The organism is Alteromonas sp. RKMC-009 (genome assembly GCF_003584565.2).
GTDB lineage: Bacteria > Pseudomonadota > Gammaproteobacteria > Enterobacterales > Alteromonadaceae > Alteromonas.
The window spans coordinates 1,993,908-2,016,194 of sequence record NZ_CP031010.1 but is presented as its reverse complement, the minus strand read 5'-3'; the positions used below and the strand labels follow the sequence as shown (position 1 = coordinate 2,016,194).

Below are 22,287 nucleotides of genomic sequence, written 5' to 3'. Positions count from 1 at the left end.
TAATGTATGCTGAATAAAGTTGTTCAATCTGCTTACAGCTGGATCACGCTGGTTACCGTGGTCATTGTTATTATTACCGGTAATGCATTTTACGTTGTCAGTACACTGGATGAGCTTGCCTCACTTGAGAGCAGGCTGTTCAGTACCAACCGCGTGATAAATGCTATCAATAAACTTCACATGGCTGTACTTCGTGCTGAATCCGGGCAACGGGGTTACCTGCTAACCAAAGATGAAGCCTACCTCACCGATTACACCATCACCCTGAACAAGCTCAATGAACTGCTTGAAGAAGTTGAAGCCGCATCTGTGGAATCGGATCTTCCCGAACAGGAAGATAATATCGAAGATTTAATCGATTTGAGTAAGGCGAAAATTAACGAGCTTATCAAAACCGTAGAGCTTACCCGTGCCGGTGAATACTCTGAAGCATTATCTATGGTGAATACCGATTTGGGCCTGAGCTTATACGATGAGTTCGATTTACGTTATGACAGGGTGGATGCCACAGAAAGAGAGGCTCAGGTTAAGCACCTCGACAGCCTGATGCGCCTGCGTTCAGACTCGGTAACCACCCTCATCATTTCCGGTATCACCACCGGCTTGCTGATCATCGCCATTCTTATCTTATTGCGCCTTAACTTGCGGGAAACCGTTAAACACCAGCGGGATCTGGAAGAATACAATGAAGAACTGGAAGATAAAATTGAGGGTCGCACGCAGGAACTCAAACTGTATGCAGATGAGCTGTCCCGGAGCAATCGCGAACTTGAAGATTTCGCTTTCGTCGCCTCCCATGACTTACAGGAACCGTTAAGGAAGATTCGCGCTTTCGGTAACCGTCTGGAAGCTGGCTATGCTGACGTGATGGATGAACGGGGAAGAGACTTTCTGCAGCGCATGCTCAATGCAGCTGAACGGATGTCGATGTTAATCAGTGACTTACTCGCTTTCTCCCGGGTGACCACAAGAGGTAAGGACTTCTCAGAAGTTGCCTTGTCTGAAATCCTCGACAATGTCACCAGCGACCTGGAAATTGCAATAGAAGAAAGTAAAGCCACTATTAATGCTGGCTCCCTGCCGGTGGTGCAGTGCGATAAAACGCAAATTGAACAATTGTTGCTCAATCTGATGTCCAACGCGCTTAAGTTCAGATCTGAAGATACCCCACCGGTTATTTCCCTGAATTCCCGCCCGTCTACAGAGGAAGAGCTCGAACCCATTTTGTTGAAAGATGAATACGAATGGGTAACCATCACAGTTGAAGATAACGGCATTGGCTTTGAACAGTCTTTTGCTGAAAAAATATTTGCGCCGTTCCAGCGTTTACATGGCAGAAGTGCCTACAAAGGAACGGGAATAGGACTTGCCGTGTGCCGCCGGATAGTAGAGCGGCACAATGGCGTTATAAAAGCATTCAGTGAACCTGGCAAAGGATCGCGCTTTGTCATTACGATGCCTGTCAATGGCGAACCGTTTGCGACAAACAGCGAAGGAGTAGTAAAACATGTCTCTTAAACATGGCACACCAATAAATATTCTGATGGCAGATGACGACGAAGACGATCGTTTGCTTACCCTCGATGCACTAAAAGAAAGCCGCGTACTGAATAACCTGTACTGCGTCGAAGACGGTGTGGAGCTTCTGGAGTACCTGCGCCGTGAAGGAAAATATGCCGATCCGAAAGACTCGCCCCGCCCCAGTCTCATTCTTCTGGATTTAAATATGCCCAGGAAGGACGGCCGTGAAGCGTTACAGGAAATCAAAGCTGACCCGTCTCTGAGAGGCATTCCTGTAGTCATTCTGACGACCTCGAAAGAGGAAGAAGACATGCTGAGAGGCTATGATCTTGGCTGCGCTTCATATATCACCAAGCCGGTAAATTTTGAAGGTCTGGTTGACCTCATGCGGGCATTAGGACGTTACTGGATTGAGTTTGTAGAGTTACCCCACGATTAAGTGGGCAGCAATAAATAGTGCACGGGGAAACAAGCGTGGCAGAAGTTATTCGGGTTTTACTGGTAGAAGACGATGAGGATGATTATTTCCTCACCGCCGACTATATGTCCCAGTGTGAAGACCCTAAATTCCACATCACATGGGTGACAAACGGCAAGGCCGCCATAGATGCTTTTCAGAAGCGCACCTTTGACATTTGTTTGCTGGACTACATTTTAGGGGCAGAAAATGCACTTGATGTGCTTGCCACCTTTAAAGCTGCGGGTATCACCGTTCCTGTTGTTATTCTGACCGGACAGACAGACAGTCAGGTGGATGACATGGTGATGCGTGCCGGTGCTGCTGACTATCTGAACAAAAGCGAAATCGAATCCCCCCGTTTCATGCGGACCATGCGATATGCCATGGTTCGTCGCGAAATAGAAAACGAGCGCATCGAACGTCATAAAGTTGAGCAACAAAATAAAGCAAAAGATAAGTTCCTCGCCCACCTTGGCCATGAGTTACGCACACCGCTGACATCCATTCTGGGCTATACCGAGCTGCTGCTTGACGATGAAGCCAACGAACCGATGAACCAGGAATTGTCGATTATCCACACCAATGGCAAACACCTGCTCAGTTTGCTGAACGATTTGCTGGATATGTCACGCATTATGGCCAATAAGCTTGAGCTTTCACTCAGAGAAGTGAATCTCAACGGCTTTCTCACAGACGTCCATTCACTGATGAATCTGGCTGCGAAAGACAAAGGGCTTTCCATGGAAGTCTTTTCGCAAAACGACATTCCGGATTTTATTACCGCCGATCCCACCCGGCTCAGACAGGTATTAATCAACCTTATCAGTAATGCGGTTAAGTTTACTGATACCGGTACCATCCGGGTGTCAGTGGAAACCCTGCCCCCCCGAAAATCTGATAATAAAGAATTGCTGTTATTCCGGGTTACCGACTCGGGTATCGGCATGCCCCCAAACAAACTGGGTGACATCTTTCGTCCTTTTGAACAGATTGAAGATGTTATGCGGGCTAACCATGGCGGCGCGGGTCTGGGCCTGGCGATATGCCGTGAACTGGTGTCCAAAATGGGCGGAGAAATCAGTGTTGAGTCAGTATTTGGCCGCGGCAGTACTTTCTCCTTCACCATTGATCCGGGTGACATCAGCGAACAGCATTTTGACGTCTTCCGGTTATCAGCGCCAACACCGGATGAACTCAGCAAGAACCATCTTCATGTCACCGGCCGGGTACTTATCGTTGACGATTTACGTGAACTGAGAAAGCTGACCGGTCATATGGTCAGTCAGTGTCATGCAACTGTGTCCTATGCTGAGAACGGTGTTAAAGCGCTGGAAGCCGTTTTGCAGGCTGAACAAGCGGGCAAACCTTATCACCTGGTGCTGATGGATATACACATGCCGGTGATGAACGGCATTGATGCCCTTAAAGCCATGCGTAAACACCAGTGTAATGTCGCCGTAGTAGCAATTACCGCCGCCAGCAGAAAAGGCCTGAGACAGTCGCTGCTGGACGAAGGATTTGATGATGTGCTTGGCAAGCCCATCGATAAACCGGCACTGTTTGAAATTTTGGATCGATATCTTATCAGCACACCGGGAATGGCAAAGCCTTCAGAAGATGAAGCATCCAATGTTAATAAAGCGCTGGAGTTTGTACCTTATAAAACACCTGACACAGAGTCCTCTCCCCCGCTTTCAGATAGCAGTGACAATCAGCCCGGCGATTCTGACGGAAAACAGGTATTACTGGTTGAAGATGATCACGATGCTGCAGAGTTGATGAAGCTGTTGCTCAGTCACCTGGGCCACAGTGTTGAGGTTGCACATAATGCCCGCGACGCGAAATCCCTCATTGCGATAAAGCCATTCGATGCCGCCCTGCTGGATTTAACCCTGCCGGATGCTGACGGGATCAGCCTTGCCAGCGATATCCGTCAGGACCACAAAGATTTGAAGATATACATTGTCAGTGGCCGCGAGCCTGATGAAAATGACTTAAAAAACGTCGACATCGCCGGCACGTTGCTCAAACCGGTTAACCGGAACGATCTCGCCACGCTGTTTTAGTAAGAGGTTGCCTGCAATTATTACAGGCAACCTGTAACAAACGCCGGCCTGGGCAAAACACATCAATTCACCGGAAACAAAAACCACTACTTATCAATGATTTAAATTAATACTCGTATTGGTACTGGCCTTGCAATACTCCTTGTGAACATTCCAAAAAGGAGAAATTATTATGGCTAATGCAGCATCAACCGCTTCACCAGCTTCAGCAACGAAGACATCTAACGGTGTGGCTGATTCGACTCATCCTTTTACAGACAAAGCTCAGGCTTCTCTGCACTCGTCTGTAGATAAGCTGGCGGAATCAGCGGCCCGTGCCGAACAGAATATCCGCTCCACCGCGTCTGACTCTGCTGAGAATATGGCAGCACGTAAGGCCCAGATGGATGCTAAATGGAAGGCCTCTGGCGTACGTAAATACGCTATTGAAAACCCGGTAGCAGCCGCTGGTATCGCGTTTGCTGCAGGTATGCTGGTTACTTCACTTTTACGTAAAAAGTAACATGAGTGTCAGGGAGCCGACTGGTCCCGGTGAAGAGATGGTCACCGGGCACATTCCCGACGAAGCCCTGGTCAGTGACACTGACCGGGGTTTTTCTCCTTCCCGCTCAGAATCACCGGAAGGCCGTCAGGATCCTTACGCTGAAGACGCAGCCAACGAAGACGCAGAGACTTCCGATGAGTCTGACCCTTCGCTGGACGACATGATAACCAATGCTCAATGGGTGCTGTATCAAAAGCAGCAGGAATTGATAGCACTGGCGGACCTTACCGCGGCCGAAGTGAATGTGGCCAGGCAATCAGTGGTCGTCACCGGCATATCAATTCTGGCGACATTCGTGTTTGCCTGCTTCTGCTGGCTCATCGCCAATATCGGTATCGCCATCACATTGCATCATTTTAACGTTCACAACGGCATAACAGCACTGATTGTTTTTGTACTTAATCTCGCTCTGGCGGTGGCTGCATTTGCGATAGCCAGAAATGCTTACCGCTACATCTCGCTGATGCCTGCAGTCAGAACGCTGTTACAGGCTGTTGGTGTGAACAAAGAGGAAAAACAGGAGGAAACAAAATCATGAACCTGTTTTTAACTTCGGCACTGCGCGCCCGTGACAAGGCGCAGGAAAACTACGAAATATCGCAATATGAAAGTGCGGTTGCAGTGAACCATGCTAAAGTGACAGCAAGACTTTTTGTTGCCCGCCCCGAAACCCTGCTTACCTGTTTCGGTGCCGGTGCCTGGAAAGGTGCAACCAGTGATGATCCGCCCGGCAAGCGCCGGCAGGCCCTGTTTGCTTTTGCCCGCACCGCAGTTTTCAATTTCTTAGGATAAGGACACCATATGCCAGGTTTTGCATCAGGATTAATGATTAAAACGCGCAACGTATTTTTACCGGTGCTAACGGCAAGTGTGCTGGTACTCAGTGCCTGTAGCAGTGTACCGGACTCAGCGCCAACGCCATATAAGGCGGCAAAATCTGAGAAACAGTACGGATATTCATCTGTTCAACTGTCTGATGCGGAGTACAGAGTGATGTTCCGTGCCACAGAAGCCACCGATGCGGCGCTGGTGCAGGAATATACTTTATACCGCGCCGCTGAAATCGCTAAGGCTGCCGGCTATCAGTATCTGGCTATCGTGAAGACAGATGTTGAACGTAAAATGACTACCGGCAAACGCCTGGTAAAAGACACCAGTGCTGCTCAAATCCCTGTACTGCAGGAAGAACAATGCACAATGTCAGGCTGTTCCGGCGTAGCCCAGCCATTCCCGGCGCAAACTACAGACATGACCGTCGAAACGCAGACCATGGAAGACGTGTATTTTTCAATCATGGTAAGAATGAGCAATGATGCGGCAACCCTGGGTAAAAAAGCCTTTACAGTCAGTGAACTGTTGGCAAACAAACCTGCCTGATATCTGAATTGTAAGCATCGCCGGGGTAGTCATTTACTTATTCTGCCCTATACCTGATAAATGCCTGAAATACCCGTTTCAGGCGTTTCTTTATTGGCGCAAACGTTCCTTTCCTCTATTCTCATCATGTCGTTAATCAGAACCTTATACCATGATGAAAACTTTTAAATATTCTGCAGGCTTTACATTAATCGAGCTGGTCATCGTCATTGTCATTCTTGGCGTGCTGGCTGTAACAGCTGCTCCCCGTTTTATTGATTTGTCTGAAGATGCCACCAATGCCGTTACTCAGGGTCAGATGGGCGCATTTAAGTCAGGCATTACGCTGTTACAGGCCAAATATCAGATTCGCCAGACAACGCCGATAAATATCGGCGGACAGTCTGTAGATTTCACACCGGATGGCTGGGCTCAGGGGAGTACTGCGGACACCGCCGGCTGTGTGGACCTGTGGAACAAAGTTTACAGCAGTCCGGAACCGGTAAATGCGCTGGCCAGCTACAACAGTCCCCTGGTGACTGGCTGGAACGCTTACTACTACAGTGGCGCCTGCGGTTACATTCTCGGTAATGCCGGCGAAGTATTTTACGATGACACCGGTAATCCGACTCAGGTCCATTTTGTGTACTTCACTCAGGATCTCACTGTATCTACCTATTCCGGTAATGCAGGCGATGTGAAAATGTACAATCTGTAATTGCTGTAAACAGCACTTCAAAGCCGGCATTGTTCGCAATGCCGGCTTTTACTTTTTTACAGAGCAAATTGTAAAGATGTATTTACCCGCTTCCTGCACACACTGCCTGTTTAAGCATCCGAAAAAAAAGCCTTATGTATCATAAATATAAAATTTGAGTAGCAGACATAACATATGGCCTGATCCCTGCAATTTCCCATACAGAGTTTTGCAACAAAGGGAACCCGCTGTGTCTGCTGCTAATTATCCGTCTGATAATATTTCATATCTCATCAATGTCCTGCAAAGCGGTATCTCGTTTTACAGCGACGGAATTAAAGCCGTGAGTTGCGACAGTACCCGCGCCTTGTTTTCCCGTATATTAAGGGAGAAGCAACAAGCCTGTACTGATCTCATGCCCTATGCAAATCAACAAAGTGACTTTACCGAAACGTCTCTGGTTATCGAAGCCAGAAAACTCTATACCCATGTAGTCAGTAAGCTTTCTGCAGACAGTGAGCAAGTGTTTGTTGATCAACTGGTAGCACTAGAATCACGGGTTCTGAAACAGTTCGATGATGCGTTAAACGAAAAACAGAGCCAGTCTTGTGCTCAGTTGTTGCGGAAAATCCGCACACGCATGCAGCAATGTTATGATGAATTATTATCCCTGAAACAAGCCAGAACGCAGTTATTGAAAGACCGCGCCTGAACTGAGGACGTTAAACGTTCCCTGTTATTCTTTAATATTCAGCGTATTAGCCCTTTCGACCCAGTCTAAATCGCGGGTCTGCTCATCCAGCGTTCCTTTTGCATCTTCAAGAAATACCTGACAGAAATAATCCACACATTTAAACGTGTCCCGATATTTTTTCAGTTGTATGTCCATCTCGTGCATAGCATTTGAAAACTCTGAGTTGGATTTTGATAACTCATAGTCACATTTCAAATAAGCACACAAAACGTCTGCAGCTTTCGCCAGCGCCACATGAATATCTTCTTTATCCTGCTCAATCAGAGGCTGGTAACGCTGACGTAGTGGTTCAGGTAACGTTTGAAGTAACATGGCTTCAAACCTTCGCTCCAGCTTCTTAATCGCCATGGTGGTTTCAGGGTCGTGATATTTTACCGGGCTGGGGATGTCGCTCATACCGGCAATTTCACTGCCTTCATGGAAAATAGCCATCGAGGCTACCCGGTCAGGCTCAACATCTTCGTTAAATACGTCTTTTGCAATTGCACCGAGCATGTGAGCAACCACTGCGGCTTCATAAATATGCGTCGATAGCATTTCTTCCTGAAACTGCGCCATCAATGGCCAGCGTTTTACGTTTCTTGCTCTTTGCATCAAACCGATAAATGCAGAATGGTTTTTACTCATGAATAGTTGTCCGTGTATCGAAAGCGGGACCGGCAACGGCTGGCGGGCCACAGGTAAGCCGGGTTAAATAAATGATGAAATATAAATCTAGTGTACCAGCGTCTCTCATGCACTGCATGAAAGCTTTCCGGAGACTGTGTAAAAAATGCAAGTAAGTTGTAACTACCGCCCTGTCAATCAGACCCAAACACAGCAAAACAAAAAATACACCTTAATTTTCAACAATTTAAATAATGGCACAATACCAGCATAAGTTAATATGTCATTTACTAGAGCAATATGAGGAAATAATTATGCTAGGTTGGGCAGTTACATTTTTCATTATCGCCATTATCGCAGCAGTTTTTGGCTTTGGCGGCATTGCCGGTGCAGCATCAGGCATTGCTCAGTTTTTATTCTTCGTGTTTGTAGCGTTGCTGGTGATCTCTCTGATCGCGAATGCATTACGCGGCAAATCACCTAGAGTCTAACAATATACATTGGAACAAGGAGAAAGGACTATGAACTTATCTAAATTAATGCTTAAGGCACTGTTAGTAGCAGGTTTTGCATTCTCACTGGCCGCATGCGGCGACGGTGAAGCAGAAAACGCAGGTGAAAAACTCGACGAAGTCGTTACCGATGCAGGTAACGCAGTTGAAGACGCCTGTGAAGATGCCAAAGAAGGCATGAATGCAGAAGACAAAGACTGTTAATCAGTACTGAGAAAACTCAAAACCAGACCTCCGGGTCTGGTTTTTTTATGTCTGGCGCCCCATAGCCTGTTTCAACAAAGTTGGCCTGCTTCTGATCAGATGATTCAGAAAACCAATTTTTTCGTTCGTCAACTGCCGGTAGTCAAAATACGGCGTCACAATCAATGACCGTCGCAAACACACAGCAAAATCAGCCGTCAGCCATTCCACACTGTCTGTAAGTCCCAACGTTCCGGCAAAGGTTTTGCCCATCACAATGTTTAATCTGGCAGGGTTAAAGTGTTCCGGCGCTTCAAACCAGAGCGCTGTACTCCCCTGTTCTGTCAGCAAAAGCTCGTCACGATACTGTTGCCATGAGGAAATGCCTCGTGTCTGGCCGGCACTCTCTGACAACGCAAATACCCATTTTGCGTAAACATTAAATACTTTACGCCAGCCGTTTCCGCATTCCCGGTTTATATTCTCAATGAGGGTGCCATTTGCCGGCAACAATTGCCCCGCTGGCCCCGTCAAAGGATAATCAGGCCGGTTGGCCATAAATACCCGGATACTGGCCTCTTCTCTCCCTAACCCTGCAACGGAATCTGCCTCAGGCATTGCTCAGCTCCTTTCTCAGCCATCAGTAAAAAAGGCCTGCATCGCTGCAAGCCTTTATTCGTCTATATATCATACCTGATTGCAGGGGCATTACCCGCTACTTTTCTTACCAACAAAACGATTTAGCAGCGCCGGCAATAAACTCAGGTCAGTAAACAGTGCCAGCAGCATTGCCAGTGCCGTCAGCAAGCCAAAATACACACTGGGTAAAAAGTCAGAAAAACCGAACAATGAGAAACCCGTTGCGATAATGGTAGAGGTGAACAATATAGCCAGTCCGGAATGCCCGAAGGCTGAACGGCTCCCCGCGTCTGCGCTGCCATCTCCCTGTTTCATACCAGACAGGTAACTGTGTAAAAAGTGAATGGTATCATCGACAGCGATACCCATGGCAATAGCTGCAATAGTGATAGTCATAATATCAAGGGAAATACCGGACCAGCCAATGATCCCTAAAATTCCCAGCGTGGTGAGAATATTCGGTAGCAGCGCAATCAGTGTGACCTTAAGCGAGCGGAAAATAGCAAACAGCACCAGCGCCAGCACAGCATACACAATGCCGAGAGTTTTGATCTGGGAGTCAAACAGACGACTGAGAATATCCTGATACAACACGAACAGGTTAGTCAGTTCATACTGAGAGTCATCCAGCCCCGTGGCTTTTAAGTCAGACTGCAGTTGAGTCATAAACAGTTGACGGTTCAACCCTTCCGTGGTGTCCTGAATACGCGTAGAGATACGAAAGGCATTATCTTCTGCAGAAAAATACGCCCCCACCAGCTGATTTACCACCTTTTCATCCAGTAAACGGTAGATAGAGGTAAGCTCATACTCGGTAAGCGGTTTTCCGCCATTTAACTGTTTTGCCAGTTCAGTAAAATTCACTACCGACGTCACACTGCCTGTGGCGTCAAATGCCTTGATGGCCGCCTGCGCCAGCTGCAACTGTGCGACAGAATCTGCCGTCAGCACCAGTTCCTTCGACGCGTTTTGTTCATCCAGTGTAATAATGACATCCAGGGCAGTAGAACCACCAAATTCACGGTCGATAAACGCCAGTTCTTTGTAGATTTGCGTTTCTTTATCAAAGTAATTAATAAAGGAGTTTTCAACATTAAGCCGTGTGATGCCCGCCGCCATAACAGCAAACACAATGAGCACAAACCCGCTGACAGCCAATGGTGCGCGCATCGATAGCCGGCGCAGGCGTTCCAGCAAAGCTTTAATAAAACTGTACTCTTTCGTTTCTTTACTGGCCGGTAAAAATGACAGCAAAGCCGGGAACAGCAGCAAACTTACCGCCATGGTGATCAACATGGAAGCCAGCATCATCCATCCAAATGCGACCACCGGCTGCAAGCCTGAAAAGATGAGAGCGCCGAATCCCACAGAGGTTGTCAGCGTGGCGTAAAAACAGGGAGACAGTTTATCTTCCAACGTAGCGACAATGCGCTGGCGTTGAGAATACGCCGGGTTATCCCGGCTTATTTCACGGTAGCTGCCGATGACGTGGATCATCACCGCCAGGGTAAGGATAAGTTGCAAAGCCACAAAATTGGCTGAAATGACTGTGGTTCGTAAATCCAGCAACCCGAACAGGCCCATGGTCAGAAATACACTGACTGCACAGGACAGTAACGGAAAGAATACCCACTTAAATGAACGGTACAATAAGGCCAGAAGTAACACGATAACTGCAGCGATTGCGGTGCCAAAATTCACCAGGTCTGACTTAATGATATCTATAAGATGCTGGCCCACGACATAGGCGCCGCCAAGATAAGTGTTCGCTCTGTCAGACACAGACTGCGTGATTTGTTCAATTTGTTCAATTTCGGCTTTGCGCTGTGCGGTCAGTTGCTGCCGGATAGGGTCTGCCTTCGCCTTTAACGCTTCAATTTTCTTATTGTCGGCGTCACTGAGGCTCCCGCCGTCTAGTACTTTGGCCTGAATGGCGGTGATTTCTTTGTCAATTTCTGCCAGTTCAGGATTGTCTTTAAAAACGATCTGAATGCCCGTTGCGGTTTCCTGACGGTTAACCAGCAGATCAGTAAAAATCGGATGGCCTGACATCATCGATTTCATTTGCGCGGGAGAATACTGCTGCTTTTCCCATGACAGAGAAGCCACATCGGTATCGCCGGTAAGTGCACCGGCATCATTAATAAGCGGCACGGTGATAATGGATGTCACAGCTTCGACACGGTCGATTTTCTTTATTTCTGCCGACAACGCAGCAATATCATCAAATGTCTGCCGGCTGAACAGATCATGAGAAACCGGCTCATAAGCCAGCAGAATGAATTCCTGCGGGGCAAACGTCTGATCAGCAACCTGAGTCTGAATGTAGAGCTTGTTATCTTTGACCAGTAAGGTGTCTGCGGACGCATCAATGCGAAATTGCGATATGTGTAATCCCAGCCACGCTAAAGCCGCAATAAAGAAAACCAGAATACCCCAGCGGGCTGAAATGATTCCTGCCGCCAGCTTACAGGTTATCTTGCTGTTCGCGTTCACTGAGTTCGAAGAGTTCGTCACGTCGCTGTCCCTGAATGTACTGATTACGGAAAAAGATGTAAGGATCCTCAGCCTGCTCATACAGTTTTCTGTAAGTATCTGACTGATTTGAGAAGTCATCAAAACCTTCAAAAATCCTCAACTGATAGCTTTCCGGTGGTTCGGCAATGTAATTTACCGGATGGACAAACCCTTCGGTGAGCGTAGATAACGCGCCCCGGGAATCAGACGGACCTAAAATGGGAATAACCAGATACGGGCCGGAGCCAATATCGTAGCGTTGTAGGGTATTTGCGATGGTTTGCTTTTGCGGTTTGATGTCGAACCAGTCGGATGCGGGGTCGAATAAGCCGAGCAGTCCCACCGTAGAATTGATCAGAAAGCGCCCTAAGTTTGCACCAGCCTCACTGAACTCGCCTGCAAAGGTGTTGTTGACCAGATTCAGCGGCTCTCTGAGATTATCAAAGGCATTACCGATTTTGTCTCTTACTACACCGGGCACTACATAATGATAACCGTCTGCCAACGGTAAAAGTACATACTGATAAGACACATTATTAAAGCTGAACATGGCCCGGTTGAACCCTTCCCAGGGATCATTGTAATACACCTCACCACCGGTATTCCCTGACTCAGGGGTATCACCTACTGCAACCACTACCGGAGAAACGGATACGGCTCCCTGGCTGGTTTGCACGGTAACGTCCTTCCCTTTCGCAAGCTCTTCAGCCAGCGCGGGTTCGTTATTTTGTGATTGCTTGTTGTCCTGCGGTTGTACAGCAGAATTTTCAGGCGTGTCGGGCGCGCTGGCACAGCCGCCCAATAAAAATAAACAAATAATTAAGGCGAAAGCACCTTGTCTATAAGCTGGCATAGATACCACTTTCCTTCCTTTCGTGGTGATTCATTATATTTTGAGCCCGCTGCAGAGCTTCATCCCTGCTGTAGTCCCAGTCACTATCATCATAGTTACGGGCCAAATCAAGATAATGCTCAATCCTTTGCTTACGAATTTGATGAAACGAATTCGCCGGGTCAAATTCCAACTCATTAAATACCGCCTCAACTTCTGCCAGATCAGCACCGGTTGATGTTTCTGCCGGCGTTTCCCCCAGCCAGGTTGAAAGTTGCTTTCCGGACCCCAGAGCTACAAGGCTGGTCAGAAGTAACACTGTCATTACTGCAATTTTTAAGTAATTCATGTTTTTCACCATCGTTGTTTAATTCAAGGGCCGTCCGGATCGCTTTCCTGTACTTACTTAGCGGTCGCTGCCTCCGCCATCACTGCACCTGCTGTTGCCTTGCCGGCTTTGTGGTCACGTTTGTCATAGCGATCGAACCAGTTAAAAACTGGCTGCGAGTGAATGAGACGCTCAAATGACGTTGACGGTAACGGACGGTGTTTAGTCTTCAGAAATTTCATACTGCTCCCTTGCGTGCGTAGAATTGAATTCCGGTAAATGACTTATTTACTCTCACAACTATTCCTAATATTCCAATTTCCGCGCCATATTTTTAAAGACCTTAAAGAAATGCCGCAAAAGCCACCGCCGTGCTTCAGCGTCATGACCGGCGTTTTCGTAACCTACTGTTTTATTAGACTTAAGTATTAACTCATTATCATAGAAGAAAAATCAGAGGGAAAGGATGCGGGCGATTACACCCAAACAATTTACGTGGACCTGAAAAAGAAATGATACTTTTTTACTACAGGCGGGAAATATTTTCACAGACGGGAAGGAAGGTTTTTCAGCAAGGCTCACTAACCGGGACGCAATAAAAAAAGGGCTGAGATAACTCAGCCCTTTCCGGATTATGCAGTTAAAAAGTATTATTCGCTTTTCATCGCTGTTTTCTGTTGAACGACCTTCAGGTTGTCTTCAACGTCTGTAACATCTGTGGCGTTTTTCGCAATCTCAACGGCCAGGTCACGCTCAGCGTCTGAGTCTACTGTACCGGTAAGCGTAACATTGCCCTGCTCAACATCCACGTCGATATCAAAACCAGAAATGTCAGAGTCCATCAGTAAACGGGTTTTGATTACTGTCGCGATTTTAGCATCTGTCAGTTTGCCGGTTGCAGAGTCCATATCCATGTCATCACCGTCCATAGCTTCAGAGTCATGCTCTTCTACAACGGTCAGCTGGTTATCAACATCTGTTACGCCGTCGATATTCGCTACCAGCTCTTCCGCGAGCTTTTTATCGACAGAGTTATCAACTTTACCTGTCAGAATAACTTTGCCATTCTGAACATCGGTGTTGATATCAAAAGAATTCAGATTACCGTTAAATAGTAATGTTGCTTCAGCTTTGCCGTCAATCCAGGCATCCTTGGCACCTTCCTCCCACTTGTTCGCAGTATCCATAGATCCTGCAAAAGCAGAAGTAGTTAATGTACCAGCTACTAACAGTGAAAGAATTGAACGTTTCATAATTTTGCTCTCCTTAATTATCAAGCAAAATAAATGAAGCCAACTTCATGCCAGCAAATTAAATAACTGAAAAATATGATTTTTTATAGTGGCCCCCAACTTTCCGCTCTTTCCCTTCATGCAAACTTTTCTCAGAACCCCGTATTTTTTACCTTGCATTTACAATTGCTGAAATCACCCCGTTTGATCGAACAGGACTGAAAGTCTTTATATAAGTAAGCTAAATATTTTGATTCCGGACAGTAATTTCAGCGGACGAACCATGACAACAGTACTCTCTATCATTACCCTTTTCTTTATTGTGGCTGCAATACTGCCTCACATACCCTGCCAGCACTGGTTAATCCGCGTTTGGGAGTTTCCCCGTCTGCAGCAGGCGTTTATTTTACTTGTGCTCACCTTAGTCTGGACATACTGGTATATCGAAACGCCCTTACTGGCGCTGTGCATGCAGGCCGGTGCTGTCTGTGCTTTGCTCTATCAACTTGCCTGGGTAATCCCTTATACACCGTTTTGGCGCACGGAAGTGAATCAGGTACCGGCAACTGATGACGACCGCACAATAAGCATTCTCACCAGCAATGTATTAATGACTAACGATAACTATGACGCACTGATTAATCTTACCAGGCAACGTAAACCGGATATTCTGGTGACGCTGGAAAGCAACAAAGACTGGGAGCAGGCACTGTCGGTCCTTCATGATGACTATCCTTACCGCCTCTCTTGTCCGCTGGAAAATCTTTACGGCATGCATCTTTATAGCAGGCGTCCCTTCGGCAACGAAAAAATCCGGTTCATTATTGAAGATGACGTACCGTCTATGGAAATCTGGCAGGAAATGGCGGGTACTCAGGTAAAAATCCATTTTGTACACCCTAAACCGCCAAGTCCTACAGAAAATAAATCTGCCGGACCCAGAGATAAGGAACTGACACGGGTAGGAAAAGAAATGGCAAAGTTAAAGCATCCGGCCATCGTTACCGGCGACCTCAATGATGTGGCATGGTCACCGACGACCCGAAAATTCAGAAAAATAAGTGGCATGCTGGATCCCCGTCGTGGCCGTGGATTTTTCAACACTTTCCATGCGGATTATCCGTTGCTGCGCTGGCCGCTGGACCACGTCTTTCACACTGAGCATTTTGAACTGGTCAAAATAGAAAGAATGCCCACTGTAGGCTCAGATCACTTTCCTTTACTCACAACACTGAGATTAAAAAATAATCCTTCAGTTGAACAGGCATAAAAATGTATGGTCCGCCTCGTTATTGCAACAGTAAATGTCGATAACGGGGTTGGTTATGCGCTAATGTATTCGGAGTCTGATTAGGCGCTTTCGCAACCCGCTCCACGATGAGATCCGCGCTGGATTATCCTCAAAAAACCGAAAGCTTCTGTGAGCTGTTTTTTGTGTCAGGTTTTAATCCAGTGCTTCTACCGTTTTCGTCATCATATTTATCATTGCAAACCTGGTGCTAACGCTTTGCTATTGAATGCTTGTTTAGTTTTCATTACTGCCCATGCTATTCGTACCAGCTTGTTGGCCAGAGCGACGGTTACAACATTGAATGGCTTTGTGGCGCGTAAATTAATTAGCCACTCGCCATAAATTTTACCGGTCTTATCTGGTCGGGACATGACCGCCCTGGCAGCATGGATAAACAAGGTCCGGAGCTCTTTGTTACCCCGTTTGCTTATCCCCAGTAATTTGGGTTTACCGCCAGTCGAATACTGCGCCGGAACCAGTCCCAACCATGCCGCCATGTTTCTCCCACTTTTAAAGTCAGTGGCGCTACTGATGTTGGCAATACAAAGACTCGCTGTCATGTCTCCAATACCTGGAATGGTTTTAAGAAGCTGGCCTATCGCGTTTGTTTCAACCAGTTGCTTTAGCTTTTTGTCTTGTTTCTCAATGCTCTCATTGAGAAACAGATAGTAATCGTGAAGCTCCGCAAGCTCTTGCATGAGCAGGCCCGGCAATTCCTGTCGTTGCTGAGCAAGCCAGTTAAATAACTGCTTCATCACGCTATGGCCTGTTGGCAGCGCAATGCCAAATTCGAGAAGCAATGCGCCTATGCGGGACATACATGCTGTCCGGTCTTTAATATAACCGTGCCTGGCTTTATGAATAGCGGAAATGACCTGTGCTTCTTCCGACTTTACGCTGACAAAGCGCATATTGGGTCTTGTCGATGCTTCGCATATTGCTTCTGCATCTATGAAATCATTTTTATTGCTTTTAACGAAGGGCTTTACATATTGCGGAGGGATCAGTCTGACTTTGTGCCCCATCGACTCACACTGCCTGCCGAGCCAGTGCGCACCGCCACAAGCCTCGAAAGCAATTGTGCATGGCGTTAACTGATGAAGAAAATGAATGAGTGCAGTGCGGGAAAACTTTTTGCGGATGATTTGGTTATCTGAATAATCACGGCCTATCACATGAAAGGATGATTTGCCTAAATCGATACCAAGAACTTTAATAGTAGACATGATGGTTCGCCTCTTTGATTGCCTAACTCTAAGACTAGCTTAGAGGTGAGGCGGACCATCTAATTAAACCTGTGGCTTTTCAGCTACAGGTTTCCATGAACTCTCTTTTGAGGGTATTTTGTCAGGCTGTGATTGCCAGCGGTTCCTGTGTGGCAAAGCGTTGACAACGACCCACAATGTCACGGTAGTCTGAAGGATCCGGAACACTGTCATCTGCAGCGGCAAAGGCTGCGTTACCTGCGGGGTCTTGCCCCGGGTTCATCAGTAATACCGGCGAATCACAGGCTTGTTTTATTTGTGCCAGTATATCCGCACCGGGTAAATCCGGCATCGCCACATCAAGCAGAATAGCGTCGTATCGCTGAGCCTTGCTCAGACGGATAGCCAGCTTTCCGCTGGCAGCAAAATCCACTTTCCATCCCAGTCCGGTCAAAAAGCAGGTTAACTGGCTTGCTACCACAGGATCGTCTTCAACGACCAGAATTTGTAAGATTGTACCGGGGGTCATGTTGCCTCCTTGCTGTTTTCACACTCTGTCCGCATTTCTGCGACAGGTCTCATAGACCCTAAAACTTAAGGAAACGCACATTTTACTTGTACTACAGGTGCAGCAATCAAGTTGCTACCTTTCTGTACTTCTATCTGCAGGATTTACGAGTGCAGAATTCACGCCATCTCTGTATAAGCGGCGTTTATTACGAATTTTAGATACCACCGAGATCAGAATTAACCCCAAATATCAACAGCTTAAAGAAATAAGCGTGCTGATTTCATGATAAAAGGTAAGACAACATTACCATTAATGAAATTTGAAAAACAATTCTATCTGTGAATATTGTCCCCATGACAGGCCAATTTGGGACAAGTCGCCCGGCACCTGCTCATTTTTTGTGCAAGCACCGGAAGAAATGGATATCAGGAAAGGAAGGAATTAATTTTCCGGCATGCTTTATCGCGGGATATAAAGTGCGCAAGAGCCAGCAACCGGTCGTCCCGTGGCCAGACCGCCTGATTAAGGGTACTGACATCGTTTTCCGATAGCCGCTGCGTATCCAGCATGAGCGCCAGTGCTTTTTTATTTGGCTTTATCAGCGCCGGTTCAGCTGCGGTAACCAGACTGACAGGCACACATATAAATTCCCGCTTTTGCGGGTCGCGGATCACACAGATTTCATTGTCACTGGAAAGTACCGCCGGCCAGCCTTCAGCGATGCGGCTTTGACCAAACATTGCCAGCGTAAACGCAATCAGTACGCCAAACACGGTAAGTTGGAAAACCTGAGATAAATCAGGAGCCATAACCACAATAATGGCGACTACAACACAAAAAATACACCACGCAGCAAACACCCGGCGCATGGCCTTCGGGCTGATACCAGAAAAAATTGTTGCGTGTTTAAGTTGCTCTTTATCGAGAGTCTTAACAGAAACCAGATTATCAGACACTACAATATCCTACAGAATAACTTTATACCTGAAACGTATAACCAATATGATAAAGCCGCAACTAATCATTAGTATGACAAGGATGGACCGGATGAACGACTATTGTTACATGATTTCTGAGCCTGAATAAGGGCTTATCTTCCGTAAAGCTAAATAAATATCGCCAAACTTCTCAAACGCTTAACTTTTGAACATGTGCGACAATTTGTCGCATGTTGGTTTTGCGACGCCGCCGTTACACTATCGCCGGATTTAATAACCGGAAAATGTAAGTGAAACCATTCCCCTATGCTGTGTTGTCTGCAACCACACTGCTCAGTACATTAGCTTCTGCCGGAGAAACTCCGGTGGAAACCATCGAAGTCACCACCCGCCAGCCTCATCTTCATGGTGATGAGAACCTCTCATCCCGTCTGGCACAAGCCGGTATCACGTTTTCTGCAGCAGGCGGTGTCTCTGCATTACCGGTGATGAACGGTATGATGGGTGACCGCATTCAGCTACTCACCGACGGTGTGCCTGTTACTGCAGCTTGTGGTAACCAGATGAACCCGCCTCTGTCATATGTTTCCGCCAATCAGGTCAATACCATTGCCGTTTTACCGGGCGTATCTCCGGTCAGTGCCGGCGGTGACAATATTGCCGGGGTTATTGCATTGTCTACTTTCACACCGGCATTCAATACAAGTGATACGGTAACGTTTGAGAAAGGGTCGCTGGGGTATTTTTATCAAAGCAACGACAATGGCAGAACCCTGAGCGCTGATGCCACTGTTGCCAGTGACACATGGTATCTGAGCTATGCAGGAAATCAGTCCAAAGCAGAAAGCTACGAAGACGGGCATGGCAACCTGGTACTTGATACCCTTTATAAAGCCACAAACCATTTGCTGAGTGGTGGTTATCAGGATACATCACAACGCCTGCAACTGAGCATTTCTCACCAGCGTATCCCCTATCAGGGCTTCCCGAACCAGTACATGGACATGACTGACAATACCAGTACAGGCATTACGGCACTGTACCAGCGACAGTTCGGAGATATTGCCCTGGATGTCACCGCCAGTACCCGTCATACCACCCATGAAATGGGTTTCTTCACGGCGGAGAAAACAGGCATGATGCCAATGAACACAGACAGCCACGACACTGCACTAAAGCTGAAGTGGACAATGCCGGCAGATAAAAGCGGTACCTTTGTTTTTGGTCAGGAATATTACGCCAATCGCCTGGACGACTGGTGGCCGGCTGTGGAAGGCTCAGCCATGATGGGCCCCAATGACTACATCAACATTAATGACGGGGAGCGGGACCGCCTTGCAGCCTGGGCTGAATGGTTGTCCGCCGCTGATAAAGACTGGCAGTACCAGGCGGGACTGCGCGCTGAATATGTCACAACGGATACCGGTGAAGTTCAGGCATATGTCAACAGCAGCATGGATGGAATGTCCATGGGTGGCATGTCCATGGGCAGCGGGACGATGATGGCAAACAATCTGGCAGCAGCCAGCGCATTTAATTCAGCAGACCGGAGTCAGTCTGACACACTGTTCGACGCCACGTTGCTGGCTACACGCAAATTATCCGGCGATCAAAGCCTGACCCTTGGTATCGCAAGAAAGGACCGCGCCCCTAACCTTTATGAACGTTACAGCTGGGGAACCAGCGCCATGGCCACATCCATGATTGGCTGGTTTGGTGACGGCAACGGCTATATCGGGAACATCAATCTTGCACCTGAAACCGCCAGTACAGCGTCGGTGTCCTGGCAAGCTGAAAAATCAGACTGGGCAGCAGAAGTGAGTATCTGGTACACGCGGGTATCAGACTACATTGACGTCGATGTCTCCGGTACTTTCAACCGCACAGACTCCGCTGCAGGACAGAGAAACATTCTGCAATTTATAAACACAGACGCCACCCTTACCGGTGCTGATGTAAAAGCATCGAAGCGTCTGTTTGACAATGAAGCAGGGGCACTGACCTGGAAAACAGCGTTCAGCTGGCAACAAGGTGAGCGCCGTCACGGAGAAGGCAATCTTTACCAAATCATACCGGTACAGAATACTATGAGCCTGGAATATGCCATATCGTCGTTCTCAGGTGCATTATCGTGGCAATGGACAGGCAGTAAAAACGATGTGGATAACCGGCGCAATGAGAACACCACTGACGCCTGGTCACTGCTGCATCTGTCTACTGCATGGCAACAGGGTAATATGACTTTCCACTTCGACATCCATAATCTGCTGGATACCTGGTATGAAGAGCCCGCTGGCGGCGTCAACATTGCTCAGTTTAAGCAAACGCCGGAACAGGGCTTCGCGCAGATTGCCGGAAGGGGGCGGTCTTTTGACCTTGGCGTAACACTGGCGTTTTAGCCTTAACACTTTATACTCTGCGGTTGTACGCCGCAGAGCAATCTATAATCAGGCCCGCTCTGCAGAAGCAGTACGCCGGAATAACAGACAATGCGGTAATCCACGCTGATGCTACTGATCTTGCTCACCCTGCTACCCGAAAAGCGCCGGCTGAATGCCGTAGCGTTGTTTGTCTGCACGGTGCTGGAAATCGTGCTGGTAAACTGGCTTATCGGATTGAACGGTGCCGCCAGTAATCCCTACGCCATCATATTACTGATCCCCCTTGTCGCCGGTCTGGTACAACTTCCCTTCAGGTTGGCCACGGCGGTATTGCTTATCAGTACCGGTGCCCAGTTATTACAGCTGCTTGCTTCCCCTGCTTCTCATCACGATGGTATGGCGCAGCATGCGGCCAATATGGTGTGGAGTTTTGCCGGCACAAGCGTGTTCATTGCAGCCATCATTTTTTATTACCGCCGCCAGTTAAGAAAGCGCAATGCGGCTATTGTTGCACTAAGAGAAACTCAGTTAAGAAATGAACAACTCCTGGCTATTGGTACAGCCGCGGCACAACTTACCCATGACGCTGCAACGCCGGTTCAGACAATTAATTTACTACTGGAAGAGTGGCGGGACAGCCCGGATCCGGCACTCATAAAAGAGCTCAGTGAACAGGTCAGCAGACTGAATGGATTATTGTCTGACTGGCGGGAAGTGGCTGATGATGTCAGAGAGTCCCGCACCACAACCTATCGCAGTTCAGGATTAATCAAAGCATTACGGCATAGTCTGACTCTTGCCAGACCGGAAGCCCTTATACACTGGCAAACCTGTAATAGCGATTGCAATATTCACGCTGACCGCACTCTGCTGCCTGCGCTTACAAATATTGTCGTTAATGCCTGTGAGGAAGCGTCCGGTGAAACAGACAAAGGCGTGAGCATCACTCAGGTTGTCAGCACCGGTCAATGGACGTTGCGGATAGCCAATCCGCTGAATAATGCGCCACCTGAACACGCACCGGTCATCGGCCGGCAACTTGTTCACAGCGAAAAAGGAAACGGAGTTGCCAGTGTGCTGACAAACGCCACGATTGAGCGGTTTGGTGGCAAAGTCAGTTGGGAAATTATTGATAGCCGGGGCACTCTCACACTTGAAACCACGGTTATTTTGCCGGCAGAGCAATAATGCAGACTATCTTTATCATTGACGATGATCCCAGACTTTCACAAGTGCTTGCCAGACGGTTTGCCACCAAAACAGAATTTAACGTACATTGCTTTGCATCGGCCAGTGAAGCCATGCACCACCAGCAAACCGGAGTTTATGCAATTTTACTCGATATGATGCTGCAGGATGAAACCGGACTGGATTTTATTGAACAGCTTGCCGCCCGCTTTTGCCCCCGACACCTGATTGTGATGACAGGATACGCCAGCATTCCTACCACCGTGCGGGCCATAAAAAGCGGTGCCACAGACTACTTAACCAAACCGGTTTCTTTCCAGACCATTTTGCAACGCCTCGGGGTGGTATCAGCCGCGGATGAAACAGAATCACTGACCCCTATGACGCCGGCACAGGCGGAGTGGGAACATATTCAGCGCACTCTGCACGATCACGAAAACAATATTTCCGCTACAGCGAAAGCACTGGGAATGCACCGCCGGACTCTACAAAGAAAACTGCAAAAGATGTCACCGGGTAAATAATA

At 47.7% G+C, this 22,287-nt stretch carries 25 protein-coding genes; 15 read left to right on the top strand and 10 right to left on the bottom strand.

The genetic code is table 11. The annotated features are described in order from the left end of the window. Positions 1 to 6: 6 nt before the first annotated feature. The 9 genes from DS731_RS08890 (at position 7) to DS731_RS08850 (ending at position 7,356) form a co-directional block, all read left to right on the top strand. Positions 7 to 1,518: a sensor histidine kinase gene (locus DS731_RS08890; RefSeq protein ID WP_119500979.1), complete on the top strand. Its 1,512-nt coding sequence runs from the start codon at positions 7 to 9 to the stop codon at positions 1,516 to 1,518. Next, entirely contained in the window at positions 1,508 to 1,960 is a 453-nt protein-coding gene (locus DS731_RS08885) for a response regulator (RefSeq protein WP_119500978.1), read from the top strand. The genes DS731_RS08890 and DS731_RS08885 overlap by 11 nt, the downstream gene beginning before the upstream one ends. Positions 1,961 to 1,995: 35 nt before the next feature. Continuing rightward, a complete protein-coding gene (locus DS731_RS08880) occupies positions 1,996 to 4,047 on the top strand; it encodes a response regulator (RefSeq protein ID WP_119503369.1) in 2,052 nt (683 codons plus the stop codon). A gap of 172 nt (positions 4,048 to 4,219) precedes the next feature. After that, positions 4,220 to 4,549, top strand: coding sequence for a DUF883 domain-containing protein (locus DS731_RS08875; RefSeq protein ID WP_119500977.1), 330 nt, complete (start codon positions 4,220 to 4,222; stop codon positions 4,547 to 4,549). A gap of 1 nt (position 4,550) precedes the next feature. Beyond that, positions 4,551 to 5,129 carry a hypothetical protein gene (locus DS731_RS08870; protein WP_119500976.1) on the top strand — a complete coding sequence of 193 codons (579 nt, stop codon included), beginning with the start codon at positions 4,551 to 4,553 and terminating at the stop codon, positions 5,127 to 5,129. After that, positions 5,126 to 5,383: a hypothetical protein gene (locus tag DS731_RS08865; RefSeq protein ID WP_119500975.1), complete on the top strand. Its 258-nt coding sequence runs from the start codon at positions 5,126 to 5,128 to the stop codon at positions 5,381 to 5,383. Before DS731_RS08870 ends, DS731_RS08865 begins: the two co-directional genes overlap by 4 nt. Positions 5,384 to 5,392: 9 nt before the next feature. Next, complete coding sequence (locus DS731_RS08860; RefSeq protein ID WP_119500974.1) at positions 5,393 to 5,968, top strand: CC0125/CC1285 family lipoprotein; 576 nt, start codon at positions 5,393 to 5,395, stop codon at positions 5,966 to 5,968. Between the two features lie 151 nt (positions 5,969 to 6,119). Further along, on the top strand, positions 6,120 to 6,665 hold the full coding sequence (locus DS731_RS22350; protein ID WP_269748666.1) for a type II secretion system protein: 546 nt from the start codon (positions 6,120 to 6,122) through the stop codon (positions 6,663 to 6,665). A gap of 229 nt (positions 6,666 to 6,894) precedes the next feature. Next, positions 6,895 to 7,356, top strand: coding sequence for a DUF2383 domain-containing protein (locus tag DS731_RS08850; protein ID WP_161599135.1), 462 nt, complete (start codon positions 6,895 to 6,897; stop codon positions 7,354 to 7,356). A 24-nt stretch (positions 7,357 to 7,380) separates the two neighbouring features. On the opposite strand, the gene yfbR is transcribed toward DS731_RS08850, so the two are convergent. Beyond that, the gene (yfbR, locus tag DS731_RS08845) at positions 7,381 to 8,025 is read right to left on the bottom strand and encodes a 5'-deoxynucleotidase (protein ID WP_119500972.1); all 645 of its coding nucleotides are present in this window, start codon (positions 8,023 to 8,025) and stop codon (positions 7,381 to 7,383) included. A 293-nt stretch (positions 8,026 to 8,318) separates the two neighbouring features. Here yfbR and DS731_RS08840 point away from each other — a divergent pair, with 293 nt between their 5' ends. Both DS731_RS08840 and DS731_RS08835 read left to right on the top strand, forming a co-directional pair. Next, complete coding sequence (locus DS731_RS08840) at positions 8,319 to 8,495, top strand: DUF1328 domain-containing protein (protein ID WP_070125299.1); 177 nt, start codon at positions 8,319 to 8,321, stop codon at positions 8,493 to 8,495. A 30-nt stretch (positions 8,496 to 8,525) separates the two neighbouring features. Beyond that, entirely contained in the window at positions 8,526 to 8,720 is a 195-nt protein-coding gene (locus DS731_RS08835; protein WP_119500971.1) for a hypothetical protein, read from the top strand. Between the two features lie 45 nt (positions 8,721 to 8,765). On the opposite strand, the gene DS731_RS08830 is transcribed toward DS731_RS08835, so the two are convergent. The 6 genes from DS731_RS08830 to DS731_RS08810 all read right to left on the bottom strand — a co-directional run bounded on the left by DS731_RS08830 (position 8,766) and on the right by DS731_RS08810 (position 14,268). Next, positions 8,766 to 9,317, bottom strand: a complete 552-nt coding sequence (locus DS731_RS08830; RefSeq protein ID WP_119500970.1) for a DUF6942 family protein — start codon at positions 9,315 to 9,317, stop codon at positions 8,766 to 8,768. Positions 9,318 to 9,407: 90 nt separating this feature from the next. Then, on the bottom strand, positions 9,408 to 11,855 hold the full coding sequence (locus tag DS731_RS08825; protein ID WP_232373518.1) for an efflux RND transporter permease subunit: 2,448 nt from the start codon (positions 11,853 to 11,855) through the stop codon (positions 9,408 to 9,410). Further along, the gene (locus DS731_RS08820) at positions 11,806 to 12,708 is read right to left on the bottom strand and encodes an MlaA family lipoprotein (protein ID WP_119500969.1); all 903 of its coding nucleotides are present in this window, start codon (positions 12,706 to 12,708) and stop codon (positions 11,806 to 11,808) included. The genes DS731_RS08825 and DS731_RS08820 overlap by 50 nt, the downstream gene beginning before the upstream one ends. Then, a complete protein-coding gene (locus tag DS731_RS08815; RefSeq protein WP_150154265.1) occupies positions 12,695 to 13,036 on the bottom strand; it encodes a hypothetical protein in 342 nt (113 codons plus the stop codon). The genes DS731_RS08820 and DS731_RS08815 overlap by 14 nt, the downstream gene beginning before the upstream one ends. A gap of 53 nt (positions 13,037 to 13,089) precedes the next feature. Continuing rightward, a complete protein-coding gene (locus DS731_RS21940; RefSeq protein WP_161599134.1) occupies positions 13,090 to 13,257 on the bottom strand; it encodes a hypothetical protein in 168 nt (55 codons plus the stop codon). 408 nt (positions 13,258 to 13,665) lie between these two features. Next, positions 13,666 to 14,268, bottom strand: coding sequence for a BON domain-containing protein (locus DS731_RS08810; RefSeq protein ID WP_119500967.1), 603 nt, complete (start codon positions 14,266 to 14,268; stop codon positions 13,666 to 13,668). A 262-nt stretch (positions 14,269 to 14,530) separates the two neighbouring features. Here DS731_RS08810 and DS731_RS08805 point away from each other — a divergent pair, with 262 nt between their 5' ends. Then, entirely contained in the window at positions 14,531 to 15,517 is a 987-nt protein-coding gene (locus DS731_RS08805; protein WP_119500966.1) for an endonuclease/exonuclease/phosphatase family protein, read from the top strand. 212 nt (positions 15,518 to 15,729) lie between these two features. Here the strand turns inward: DS731_RS08805 and DS731_RS08800 are convergent, their stop codons facing one another. From DS731_RS08800 to DS731_RS08790, 3 genes are all read right to left on the bottom strand, one after another. Further along, positions 15,730 to 16,764, bottom strand: coding sequence for an IS110 family transposase (locus DS731_RS08800; protein ID WP_119500965.1), 1,035 nt, complete (start codon positions 16,762 to 16,764; stop codon positions 15,730 to 15,732). Between the two features lie 121 nt (positions 16,765 to 16,885). Beyond that, complete coding sequence (locus DS731_RS08795; protein ID WP_119500964.1) at positions 16,886 to 17,272, bottom strand: response regulator transcription factor; 387 nt, start codon at positions 17,270 to 17,272, stop codon at positions 16,886 to 16,888. A gap of 407 nt (positions 17,273 to 17,679) precedes the next feature. Next, the gene (locus DS731_RS08790; protein WP_232373517.1) at positions 17,680 to 18,210 is read right to left on the bottom strand and encodes a hypothetical protein; all 531 of its coding nucleotides are present in this window, start codon (positions 18,208 to 18,210) and stop codon (positions 17,680 to 17,682) included. Positions 18,211 to 18,482: 272 nt separating this feature from the next. On the opposite strand from DS731_RS08790, the gene DS731_RS08785 reads away from it, so the two are divergent. From DS731_RS08785 to DS731_RS08775, 3 genes are all read left to right on the top strand, one after another. Beyond that, positions 18,483 to 20,591 (top strand): TonB-dependent receptor, encoded by a 2,109-nt coding sequence (locus DS731_RS08785; protein ID WP_119500962.1) that lies wholly within the window; start codon positions 18,483 to 18,485, stop codon positions 20,589 to 20,591. A gap of 108 nt (positions 20,592 to 20,699) precedes the next feature. Then, on the top strand, positions 20,700 to 21,761 hold the full coding sequence (locus tag DS731_RS08780) for a HAMP domain-containing histidine kinase (RefSeq protein WP_119500961.1): 1,062 nt from the start codon (positions 20,700 to 20,702) through the stop codon (positions 21,759 to 21,761). Further along, positions 21,761 to 22,285 carry a response regulator transcription factor gene (locus DS731_RS08775; protein WP_119500960.1) on the top strand — a complete coding sequence of 175 codons (525 nt, stop codon included), beginning with the start codon at positions 21,761 to 21,763 and terminating at the stop codon, positions 22,283 to 22,285. Before DS731_RS08780 ends, DS731_RS08775 begins: the two co-directional genes overlap by 1 nt. Positions 22,286 to 22,287 lie beyond the last annotated feature (2 nt).